The organism is Roseibium sp. (assembly GCF_050301095.1).
GTDB lineage: Bacteria > Pseudomonadota > Alphaproteobacteria > Rhizobiales > Stappiaceae > Roseibium.
On sequence record NZ_JBNKYW010000198.1, the window covers coordinates 1 to 11,243 of the forward strand.

8 protein-coding genes, 3 tRNA genes and 2 pseudogenes are annotated in these 11,243 nt (G+C 62.0%); 8 read left to right on the plus strand and 5 right to left on the minus strand.

Features of this window, described 5'->3' with window-relative positions; all coding sequences use genetic code 11:
• The 4 genes and pseudogenes from nirB to cysG all read left to right on the plus strand — a co-directional run.
• Positions 1-2,226 (plus strand): nitrite reductase large subunit NirB (gene nirB / locus ACQY7U_RS17920; protein WP_428647257.1); only part of this gene is annotated, 2,226 nt, incomplete at its 5' end.
• Positions 2,223-2,567, plus strand: a complete 345-nt coding sequence (nirD, locus tag ACQY7U_RS17925; RefSeq protein ID WP_428647260.1) for a nitrite reductase small subunit NirD — start codon at positions 2,223-2,225, stop codon at positions 2,565-2,567. The genes nirB and nirD, both read left to right, overlap by 4 nt.
• Positions 2,568-2,645: 78 nt before the next feature.
• Positions 2,646-5,332, plus strand: a pseudogene (locus tag ACQY7U_RS17930) (molybdopterin-dependent oxidoreductase).
• Positions 5,304-6,407: pseudogene (cysG, locus tag ACQY7U_RS17935) on the plus strand (siroheme synthase CysG); the annotation flags it as partial. The pseudogenes ACQY7U_RS17930 and cysG, both read left to right, overlap by 29 nt.
• Before the next feature lie 59 nt (positions 6,408-6,466).
• Here the strand turns inward: cysG and ACQY7U_RS17940 are convergent.
• The 3 genes from ACQY7U_RS17940 to ACQY7U_RS17950 form a co-directional block, all read right to left on the minus strand.
• Entirely contained in the window at positions 6,467-6,922 is a 456-nt protein-coding gene (locus ACQY7U_RS17940; RefSeq protein ID WP_428647263.1) for a rhodanese-like domain-containing protein, read from the minus strand.
• A 268-nt stretch (positions 6,923-7,190) separates the two neighbouring features.
• A tRNA-Thr gene (locus tag ACQY7U_RS17945) sits at positions 7,191-7,266 on the minus strand.
• A 182-nt stretch (positions 7,267-7,448) separates the two neighbouring features.
• Positions 7,449-8,267, minus strand: a complete 819-nt coding sequence (locus ACQY7U_RS17950; RefSeq protein WP_428647266.1) for a TrmH family RNA methyltransferase — start codon at positions 8,265-8,267, stop codon at positions 7,449-7,451.
• A gap of 171 nt (positions 8,268-8,438) precedes the next feature.
• On the opposite strand from ACQY7U_RS17950, the gene ACQY7U_RS17955 reads away from it, so the two are divergent.
• Positions 8,439-9,227: a GNAT family N-acetyltransferase gene (locus ACQY7U_RS17955; RefSeq protein ID WP_428647268.1), complete on the plus strand. Its 789-nt coding sequence runs from the start codon at positions 8,439-8,441 to the stop codon at positions 9,225-9,227.
• A 67-nt stretch (positions 9,228-9,294) separates the two neighbouring features.
• On the opposite strand, the gene ACQY7U_RS17960 is transcribed toward ACQY7U_RS17955, so the two are convergent.
• On the minus strand, positions 9,295-9,813 hold the full coding sequence (locus ACQY7U_RS17960; protein WP_428647271.1) for a PaaI family thioesterase: 519 nt from the start codon (positions 9,811-9,813) through the stop codon (positions 9,295-9,297).
• Positions 9,806-10,339, minus strand: a complete 534-nt coding sequence (locus tag ACQY7U_RS17965; protein ID WP_428647274.1) for a MarR family winged helix-turn-helix transcriptional regulator — start codon at positions 10,337-10,339, stop codon at positions 9,806-9,808. The genes ACQY7U_RS17960 and ACQY7U_RS17965 overlap by 8 nt, the downstream gene beginning before the upstream one ends.
• Positions 10,340-10,755: 416 nt before the next feature.
• On the opposite strand from ACQY7U_RS17965, the gene ACQY7U_RS17970 reads away from it, so the two are divergent.
• From ACQY7U_RS17970 to ACQY7U_RS17980, 3 genes are all read left to right on the plus strand, one after another.
• Positions 10,756-10,840, plus strand: a tRNA-Tyr gene (locus tag ACQY7U_RS17970).
• A 22-nt stretch (positions 10,841-10,862) separates the two neighbouring features.
• Positions 10,863-10,936 (plus strand) — tRNA-Gly (locus ACQY7U_RS17975).
• A gap of 169 nt (positions 10,937-11,105) precedes the next feature.
• Positions 11,106-11,243 (plus strand): GTP-binding protein (locus ACQY7U_RS17980; protein WP_428647277.1); only part of this gene is annotated, 138 nt, incomplete at its 3' end.

Consider the following 11,243-nt stretch of genomic DNA (forward strand, 5'->3'; position numbering starts at 1 on the left):
ACTTGCCGGTTCGGCGAAACGGTCACCGGCATCGATCGCGAAAACAAGACGGTCACCACGCCCAAGGGCGAGTTGTCCTACGACAAGCTGGTCGTAGCAACCGGATCGGCGCCCTTCATCATTCCGGTTGCCGGCAAGGACCTGCCGGGCGTGCGTGCGTTCCGCGATCTCGATGATGTCGACGCGATGGTCGAGGCGGCGGGCAAGCCGAATGCCAAGGCGGTCGTGATCGGCGGCGGCCTGCTCGGGCTCGAAGCCGCCGCGGCCCTGCGCTTGCGCGGTATGGAAGTGGTGGTTCTTCACCTGATGGGTCATCTGATGGAGCGCCAGCTCGACCCGGCGGCCGGTTTTCTTCTGAAGCAGGAACTGGAAGGACGCGGCATCAAGATCCACTGCGAGGCACAGACCAAGGCAATTCTGGGCGAGGACCGCGCCGAGGCCGTTCTACTCGACGACGGCACCGTCTATCCAGCCGACCTGGTGGTCATGGCGGTCGGAATCCGTCCGGAAGTCAGGATCGCGACCGATGCGGGTATTCATGTCGAGCGCGGTATTGTCGTTGACGATCAGATGCGCTCGTCCGATCCGGACATTCTGGCCATCGGCGAATGCGTGGAACACCAAAAGACGTGTTACGGCCTCGTTGCACCGCTTTACGACATGGCGAAAGTGGCCGCGGCCACGCTTGCCGGTGAGGACGCCGCCTTCCGTCCGGTGGAAACCGCCACGCAGCTCAAGGTCACCGGCGTGACGCTTTATTCCGCGGGAGATTTTGCCGATGGTGAGGATCGTGAGGAAATCGTCCTGCGTGACGCCACCGCCGGTGTCTACAAGCGGCTGGTCCTGAAGGAAAACCGGATACTCGGCGCGGTGCTCTACGGTGAGACGTCCGACGGCGGCTGGTTTTTCGACATGCTCAAGAAGGGGACGGATGTCTCCGATATGCGCGAAACGCTCATCTTCGGCCAGGCGTTTCAGGGGGGCGCCCCCCTGGACCCTACGGCGGCCGTTGCAGCCTTGCCGGATGATGCGGAAATCTGCGGCTGTAACGGCGTTTGCAAGGGAAAAATCGTTTCCGCGATCACAGAGAAAGGCCTGACGAATGTGGATGGGGTCCGGGCGCACACCAAGGCGTCCGCCTCCTGCGGAACCTGTACGGGGCTCGTCGAGCAGCTTCTGCAGGCAACGCTCGGCGCGGCCTACAATCCGGCGGCTGTCACCCCCATGTGCGGTTGCACGCCGCTGGGGCATGATGAGGTGCGCCGCCTGATCAAGTCCAAGGGCCTGAAGACCATTCCCGCCGTCATGCAGGAACTGGAGTGGTCGTCCTCGGGCGGTTGCGCCAAGTGCCGTCCGGCGCTCAACTACTATCTCGTGGCCGACTGGCCGGATGAATATGCGGACGACTATCAATCCCGCTTCATCAATGAGCGCGTTCACGCCAACATCCAGAAGGACGGGACCTATTCCGTCGTCCCGCGCATGTGGGGCGGCATGACCTCGTCCGCCGAATTGCGGGCGATTGCCGATGTGGTCGACAAGTTCGACATTCCGTCCGTGAAGGTTACAGGTGGCCAGCGCATCGACATGCTTGGCATCCGCAAGGAAGACCTTCCGGCCGTCTGGGCCGATCTCGGCAAGGCCGGATTCGTGTCCGGTCATGCCTATGCCAAGGGTCTGCGCACCGTGAAAACCTGTGTCGGCTCCGACTGGTGCCGCTTCGGAACACAGGATTCCACCGGCCTTGGCGTTCGCATCGAGAAGTTCATGTGGGGATCCTGGACGCCGGCGAAGGTGAAGCTGGCGGTCTCCGGCTGTCCGCGCAACTGCGCCGAGGCGACTTGCAAGGATGTCGGCGTCATCTGCGTCGACAGCGGCTACGAGATCCATTTCGCCGGTGCCGCCGGCCTCGACATCAAGGGCACGGAGGTTCTCGGTCACGTGAAGACCGAGGACGAGGCGCTCGAACACATCGTGGCGGTGGTCCAGATGTACCGCGAGCAGGGGCACTACCTTGAGCGCATCTACAAGTGGGCCAAGCGCGTCGGCCATGACGAGGTCCGCCGCCAGATCATGGACGATGCGGGCAAGCGCAAGGGCTATTTCGACCGTTTCGTCTTCTCCCAGAAATTTGCCCAGGTCGACCCCTGGTCGGAGCGCGTCTCCGGCAAGGACAAGCATGAATTCAACCCGATGGCAGTGTTTCAGAAAGAGGCCGCGGAATGAACGCAGAAACCAGAAATTGGGTCGCTATTGGCGACCTGGAAGACATTCCGCCGGAGGGCGCGCGGGTGGTGAAGACCGCCCACGGATGCGTTGCCGTGTTCCGGACGATCGACGACCAGGTCTATGCGCTGGACGACCGCTGTCCCCACAAGGGCGGGCCGCTCAGCCAGGGGATCGTCCATGGCACATCGGTCACCTGTCCGCTGCACAATTGGGTCTTCGACCTGGCGACCGGCCTTGCGAAAGGCGCGGATGAAGGCGCGGTGCCGGTGACCGCGGCGAAGGTGGAGGAGGGCAAGGTGCTGCTGGCCGCAGACGATCTGGCGCGCCGCTCCGGCTGACAGCCGTCGCAGGCAACCGATACCGCAGGAAACCGGCTTCAATTGATCAGGGATGGAAAGGCTCAAGGAGGGCCAGGCGTGACCGAAATTAAAACCACAGAAACGGTCAGGACGACGTGCCCCTATTGCGGTGTCGGTTGCGGGGTGCTCGCAACCCGTCATGAAAACGGCAAGATTACCGTTGCCGGTGATCCGGATCATCCGTCCAATTTCGGACGGCTATGTTCCAAGGGATCTGCCCTCGGCGAAACGCTCTCGCTTGACGGCCGCCTGCTTTATCCGGAAATCGCCGGGGAACGAAGTGATTGGGAGACTGCGCTCGATTTGGTGGCGCACAGGTTTTCCGAAGCGATCCGGGACCACGGACCGGACAGTGTGGCGTTCTACGTTTCCGGCCAGATCCTGACAGAGGACTATTACGTCGCCAACAAGCTGATGAAAGGCTTTATCGGTTCGGCCAACATCGACACCAACTCGCGCCTGTGCATGGCGTCCTCCGTTGCCGGGCACCGGCGGGCCTTCGGGGCCGATACGGTGCCGGGCACCTACGAAGATCTCGAGCTTGCCGACCTCGTGGTTCTGGTCGGCTCCAATCTCGCCTGGTGCCATCCGGTGCTGTTTCAGCGCCTGGAATCCGCCAAGGCGGCCAATCCGGCGCTGCGGATCGTCGTGATCGACCCGAGGCAGACGGCGACGACTTCCATCGCGGATCTGCACCTTGCCCTGAAGCCGGATACGGATGTCGCACTGTTCAACGGCCTGCTGGCATTTCTGTCCGAGGCTAGGGCGCTGGATCTCAATTATATCAATCGCTTCACCGAAGAGTTTGAGAATACGATTCAGGCGGCCGGACCCTGCGAAATCGGGGCGATCGCCGAAAAGACCGGTCTTTCGCGCCAGGACATCGCGCTCTTCTACAAGATGGTCGCGCGCACGGAAAAGACGGTGACAGTCTACAGCCAGGGCGTGAACCAGTCGGTGGTGGGCACCGACAAGGTCAATGCCATCCTCAACACCCATCTGGCCACTGGCCGCATCGGCAGACCGGGCATGGGACCGTTCTCTGTCACGGGCCAGCCGAATGCCATGGGCGGGCGCGAAGTCGGCGGGCTTGCGAATATGCTGGCCGCACACATGGGGCTGGATAACGCGGATCACCGCCGGATCGTCCAGGACTTCTGGCAAAGCCCGGTCATTGCCGACCGGCAGGGGTTGAAGGCCGTAGACCTCTTTAGGGAAGTGAAGGCGGGCAGGATCAAGGCGCTCTGGGTCATGGCGACCAGCCCGGTGGACAGCCTGCCGGATGCCGACGGAATTGCCGAAGCATTGACGGAATGCCCGTTTGTAGTTGTTTCCGAAGTCACGCGAGATGCGGACATGGTGCCCTTTGCCGATGTGCTGTTGCCGGCGGCCGCCTGGGGGGAGAAGGACGGCACGGTCACCAATTCCGAACGCCGGATCTCGCGCCAGCGGCGGTTTCTGGATCTGCCCGGCGAGGTGCGCCCCGATTGGCGGCACTTCAGCGAAGTGGCGCGCAAGATGGGCTTTGAGGCTGCATTCTCCTACCCGAATGCCGCCGCGATCTTCCGGGAGCATGCCGCGCTTTCCTCGCACAGGAACGGTGGCATGAGGGATTTCGACATTGGCGCCTACAAGGGTGTGTCCGACGCGCAATACGACGCCCTGACGCCGTTCCAATGGCCGCAGGCGGCGGGAAACGCCGCGTCGCAAACGCGCTTTTTCGCCAATGGCGGCTTTTTACCGATAGCGGCAAGGGGCGGTTCGTTCCGGTGGCCTTCCGGACACCGCGCAAGCTGGAACGCGCCTATCCCTTTCTTCTGAACACCGGCCGGGTGCGTGATCAGTGGCACACGATGACCCGGACGGCCAAAACCTCGCGGCTGACCTCTCACATCGCAGAGCCTTTCGCGGAACTCCATCCTCAGGATGCCGACCGTCTGGGAGTCTCACCGGCGGACCTGGTCGAAGTGAAGAGCCCACATGGCACGGCGCTTGTTCGGGCATTGGTCACTGAACGCGTGCGGCCAGGTGAAGTCTTCGTGCCGATGCACTGGACGGATCAATTCGCTTCACAGGCCCGCATTGATGCCGTGGTCGCGCCCGAAACCGATCCGCATTCCGGCCAGCCCGGTTCAAAATTCACCCCGGTTGCCGTTTCGAAGCGGGAAATGGCCTGGTTCGGCTTCGCGGTTTTGTCAAGGAGGCCTGAGGCCATTGCCGCGGACTATTGGGCGATTGCGCCAATCGAGAATGGTTACCGGCTCGAGTTCGCGGGCCGGAACGAAGCGGACCTCCGGACTGTCGTCTCCGAGCTCGGAACTTTCGGCGACGATCAATTGTCCATTGAGGACACCGTCAACGGTTCTTTCCGTCAGGCCTTCTGGCAGGAAGAGCGGCTGCAGGCGGCCTTGTTCTTTTCAAGGAGGCCGGTTGAAGTCTCGCGGCAATGGGCTTGCGGTCTTCTTTCCGGCGAGCCGATGGCAGTTAGCCGGCGTTCCGAGGTTCTGGCCGGCCGTGCACCGGCGGACCGGCCCGACCCCGGCGCGATCGTCTGTTCCTGTTTCCAGGTGGGCTGCAACCAGATTTCCGACGCCGCACGTTGCGGGGCGGGCAGCGTGGCCGCCATCGGCGAGACGCTGAAGGCGGGGACCAATTGCGGCTCCTGCCGGTCCGAAATCCAGACCCTTCTCGACACGCTCGCAACGGAGAGCCTTGATGAAACCGATCTTGCAAAAGCCGGTTGAGGTGGCTGGCCCGCGCCGCGCTTCGCGTGTCGGCGCGCTGGCCTGTTTGCCCCTGTTTTTCCCGCTGGAAGGTCGCAGGGTGCTGGTGGCAGGCGGAACGGAGGCCGCGGCCTGGAAGGCGGAGCTGCTGGCAGCCGCCGGTGCGGAAGTTCATGTCCATGCGGACATCCTCGACCCCGCATTTGAAAACCTGCTGGCCGCCGGCAGCGTGAAAGGCCGGCTCGTTTATCATCGGCAGGGCTGGGCACCGAGAGACTTGAAAGGCTTCGCACTTGCGATCGCGGATGCGGAAGACGACCTGGAGGCCGAAGCCTTTTCGGGTGCCGCCCGCGCGGCAGGCGTGCCGGTGAACGTGATCGACAATCCGCGCTTCTGCGATTTCCAGTTCGGCTCCATCGTCAACCGCTCGCCGGTCGTCATCGGCATCTCGACGAATGGGGCCGCGCCGATCCTGGGTCAGGCGATCCGCAGGAAGATCGAGACCCTGCTGCCGGACAGCCTGCAGGGCTGGGCGGCGCTCGCGGGCCGTCTGCGCGGCAAGGTGCTTGGCCGCCTTAAGGCCGGGCAGCCGCGGCGGAGGTTCTGGGAGCGGTTTTCAGAGTTGGCGTTTTCGGGCCGCAATGCGCCGGATGGGCAGGCCGACCAGATCGCACGCGATCTTCTTGCCGAGGCTGCAGGCGCCGCAGAAACCGGGCGGGTGACGCTGGTCGGGGCCGGACCGGGGGATGCGGAACACCTGACGCTCAAGGCCGTCAGGGCCCTGCAGGCCGCCGACGTGATCCTGTTCGACGATCTGGTGGATGACAGCGTCCTTGAACTCGCACGCCGGGAAGCCAAACGTCAGCTGGTCGGAAAACGCGGCGGCCGGGAAGGCTGCCGTCAGGAGGACATCAACGCCATAATGGTAAGCCTTGCGAAACAGGGCAAACATGTTGTGCGGCTGAAATCCGGCGATCCGATAATCTTCGGGCGAGGCTGGGAGGAACTGGACCGGCTTGCCGAAGAAGGCATTCCGGCCAGCGTCGTTCCGGGCATCACGGCGGCATCCGCCATGGCGGCACGGCTCGGTATTTCGGGGGGCATTCGATCCACCGGGGCGATTGCTTTTCCCGCTGCTATGTAAGAGGGCGAGCTTCAGTCTTTGTCGTAATCGCTGCTGGACCAGGCAGACCAGCCATCGGGGAAGTGATAGATATCCGTGTAGCCCCAAGTCAGAGCCAGCGCGCTTGCGATGGCCGAACGGGGACAGGCCGAATGGTTGCAGTAGAAAACAACGGCCTGATCCTTGGAAGCGTGCTTTGCCAGGCTCTCTTCGTTGAATTGAGAGTTAAGCTCCAGACCGACTGCCCCACGGATATGAGCTAAGTCGTATCTCCAGATGTTTCGAAGATCCACGAACACGGCCCCGGCCTGATACAGCTCGTGCGCCCGTTCGAGGTCAATTCGTTCGACACCATCGACGACAAAGTCACCGGAACTGGTTTCTTTCACCAACCCGGTAGGGTCGACAAACTCCTGGGACAAGGTATTTGCCGTGCCGAAAAGCGAAAGTGCAGTGAAAACCGCAACGCAAGCCAACCATCTTCGCATGGCCCATCTCCCTGATTTTCGCTCCTTCATCCTGACATGAATCAGCCGAAGAAGCGATGATTGGCTCAATTACCGAGGCCGCTGCTCTTTGGGTCCGCAAGGACGAAGCCCGGTCAGGGTGCTTCGCTGCCGGTCACGTCAGCCACGGTGACTGGCCGGGTGAACCGCACACGGTCGATACAACTAGGTCAGTGCGACCCGGCAGTGAGCATTGTCACTGCCAAACCGAAGCTGGCTGTTCGACATGTCGAATTTTGGTGGAGAAAACTGGTGCCGGCAGCAGGATTCGAACCCGCGACCCCGAGATTACAAATCACGTGCTCTACCAGCTGAGCTATACCGGCGCCGGGAATGGCTTCTATCAGATTGAACGCGCTTGTCCATGCCTGTCGAGGAAAATTTCGTTTCCCGGGCAAGAATTTGCGCTAAGCCCTTCTTTCATAGGGCAAAAGAGGAGGGCTCTTGTGGATAATCCGGAGGCTGCAAGGTCCTGGATTTCGCAAATAGGGCCGGCTCGCCCGGGAAATCACAGCCCCATTTTCATGCGTGCCACATAGAGCGACAGCACGGCGGCGTTGGAAACGTTCAGGGAGCGGATTTCGCCGGGCATGTCGAGACGGGCGGTGAGGCCGCAGGCTTCCCGCACGCCCTGGCGCACGCCTTTGCCCTCAGACCCCAGCACCAGAACCGTCTTGTCCGTGAAGGCGGTGTCTTCCAGGCTCGCCGGGCCGTCGCTGTCCAGAGCGATACAGCCGAAGCCCTGTTCCGTCATTTCAGCAACGAACCGCGCCATGTTCTTCACCCGGACATGCTTGATCATGTCGAGAGCACCGGAGGCCGATTTGGCGAGCACCGAACCTTCCTCGGGGGCGTGGCGTTCGGTGGTAACGACGGCGTCCGCATCAAGGGCAACCGCGGAGCGCAGGATCGCGCCGACGTTGTGCGGGTCGGTGACCTGATCCAGCGCCAGAATCAGACGGGCGCCTTTCAGGTGTTCTGCGCCATACGCGGGCAGGGGATCGGCTTCAAGGATCATGCCCTGGTGGACGGCGTCCTTGGTGACCATGCGGTCGAGGGCCCTCGGCATCATGGTCTCGACCGGCACGTCGATCTTCACGCCGCGTTCCTCAAGGCGGCGCTGCGCGTTTTCGGTCGCATAGAGTTTCAGGCGCTTTCGGTCCTTGTTGGCAAAGGCCGCTTCCACCGTGTGGAGGCCATAGAGAAGAACCGGACCTTCCGGCGGCAGGCCCGGCCGGCGCGGGGCCGGTTTGCCGCCCTTTTTGTTGAAGGCCGGCTTCTTGCCCGGATAGGTTTTGGGGCGCGCTGATTTGAAGTTATCCGTCATGCCGCAGCTCTAGCGGCAATTCCGCTTGAGGGGAAGAGGGAATGATATGTGTCCAGGCAGGACGCGCGTCGACGTTGAGCGGGGGGGCGTTGCTGCCCGGTTGCGTTGGTCCCGCCGGAGAACGGGTGTAATCTCAATGACCGCGAGACACGTTTTCCCGGGAGAAGAAAGATGGCACTCGACGGCAAGCTTGTGGCGAGGATGGACGCAAGCCTCCTGGCCTATTGGGGAACTTATGCACTGGCGGACGGCGGCCGGCGCAAGGAACTTCCCGGTGCCTTGTTCATGCAGACCGCGATCCCGCATTGTCTTTTCAACTCCGTGATACTTACCGGGCGGGACCAGGCGGCGATCGACGAGGCGCTGGAGCTGTCGGCAGCCTGCCGAAAGATTGTCGGCGTGCCGGTTCTTTGGCGCGTGAGTGTTGCGGCCGACAATGAAGACCTCCGTGCGCGTCTGGAGGCCGCAGGGCTTCAGCGTGGCGCTCCCCAGCCGGCCATGATGGCGGACCAATCGGTCGTGGCCCTGCGAGAGCCTGTTAGGGGACTGGTCATCGAGACGGCGGATGGTGCCGAAGCGCGCCGCAGGTGGGGGCAGCTCGCGATCGCGGCTTTCGAATTGGAGGAAACCCTGCAAGCGCCGATGGGGGACTGCGAAGCAACATCCCCATCCGAAATGTTTGAAGCCCAGCCACGTTTCACAGGATACCTCGACGGTGAAGCCGTGGCGGTCAGTTCGCTGGTCATGACGGATGGCGTGGCCGGCATTTATGCCGTCGCGACCCTGCCGCATGCGCGCAAGCGGGGTATAGGGACGGCGATGACGGTGCATGCTCTCTCGGAGGGTAAGCGGCGCGGCGCGGATATTGCGGTCCTCCAGGCAACCGACATGGGGCGACCGGTCTATGAGAAGATCGGGTTCCGAAAGATCTTCGATTACCAGAACTATCTGCATTCATGAAAGACTTGCCGGTGCCGGGAGGAGGCGCCCCGAAACGCTCTGAAACAGGTGTCTGGGCTGCTGTTTCTCATTTCCTGGCAGTTTGGTCCGGTTTCAGAATCATGCAGCTCACCGTGCCGTGGGCGATCAGCTTGCCGTTCCGGTCCTTGAGATCACCTTCTGACGTGGCAAGGCGCGAACCCCGGTGGACCAGTCGGCCTTCGCAGGTAACTTCGCCGCTGTCGGCCAGAAGCGGGCGCACCATGTTCACGGTCAAAGACGTGGTCGTATAAAACTCGCCGGGCTTCAGGGCGGTATGGACGGCGCAGCTGAGGGCCGTGTCGATCAGCGTGGAGATCCAGCCGCCGTGAATTGTGCCCTGTGGGTTGAGGAATTCGGTTGCCGGAAGACCGGTGAAGACGGCCCGGCCCTCTGAGAATTCCTTCATCCTTATATTAAGGTGCACCATGATCGGCGGGGCGGGGAGGTCGCCCGCCATCATCTTCCCGAAGATATCCAGTCCGGACAGGTTGGCGACGGCAGTCGTCGGAAGCGGTCCGAGTTGGGGCGGCTGGCCGTTTCCGGAAAAGTTGATGGCTTCATTCATGACTGTCGTCCTTTGATTGGAGGCTGGGCATTTTATTGATTCCGGATGAGGTCGCGTCTGGAGCGCCGGACTGCTCGAGGATGTGAACCGCCTTGCGCAGCGCGGACATATGAGCCCGCACGGCTTCACCGCCGTCCGGGCCGAGCAGATTGCACAAGTCTGCCTGGGCGACTTTCCAGGTTTTGTGGATCGCGACCACCTTCTCTTCTCCAGCAGGTGTCAGCACCGGCAGAACCCTCCGGTTTGCACTGTCCTGCCGCGTGATCAGGCCGACGGCCTCAAGCGGCTTCAGGTTGCGTGCGAGAGTCGACCGGTCGATTCCCAGAAAGCGGGCAATCTCGGATGCGGAATTGGCCGAACCGTCCGCGATTGCCGCCAGCAGCTGGCATTGGGTCAGCTCAAGACCGAGCGGGGCCATGTGCCTGTTATAATGGCGGGTCAGCAGATTGGCGGTCCGCCTGGCGGCGTGACCGAGGCAGGTCCGGCCCATGTGAACGAAATCTATGGTGTCGAGCGTGGAAGTCATTTGTTGTAGCTACAACAAATCGGGAATCCCGGCAAGTGCGTGATGATTTGCAGGCCGGGGAGGGAAGACGCTGCGGGCGGAATTCACCGGACGAAGCCATCACCAGGTCACTCTCGCCATTGGTAAAGTTGTCCACAGGCTCGCCGTCAAAACCAGGTTGGGAGAGAAAAAACGCAGGGAAACAGTGACAATTCCTGGTCTGCACGGCACTCTTTGATGGTCGGAGGGCCCGGTGTCTTCCCGCGTTCGAAGCGTCCGTTTCGAACGTCCGGATGATTTTGTGCATTTCTTTGCAAAATCGGCGTTGACAGGGCAGGTCCGCATCTGCATAACACGCGCCACGGGATTGCTCGCCCCTTCCGGGCGGGCTCTTCGGTAAGCCATCCTGATCGCTTCGGCGTGAAGCAGGACGAGATGGAGGAGTGCCCGAGTGGCTAAAGGGGACGGACTGTAAATCCGTTGGCTATGCCTACGTTGGTTCGAATCCAACCTCCTCCACCATCGTTCCTGGTTCTCTCGTTGTGCGGGTGTAGCTCAATGGTAGAGCAGCAGCCTTCCAAGCTGACGACGAGGGTTCGATTCCCTTCACCCGCTCCATCATGGGTGCTGATCGGAGTGTCCGGAACGGAAGGCTCTTTCGCCCGGAAATCCTGACATAAAGTTCTACGGGAAGTATCTCGTCGCTCGCGGATCTGTCCAAGGCGCCGGGGTGCGTCCTGCGCGAGCCATATCGACCAAACCGAGTATTGGACAGAGAGCGACGCCGATGGCGAAGGAAAAATTTGAGCGCACGAAGCCGCACGTGAACATTGGCACGATTGGCCACGTTGACCACGGCAAGACGACGCTGACCGCTGCAATCACCATGACGCTGGCTGAGACCGGCGGTGCGACTGCAAAAGCT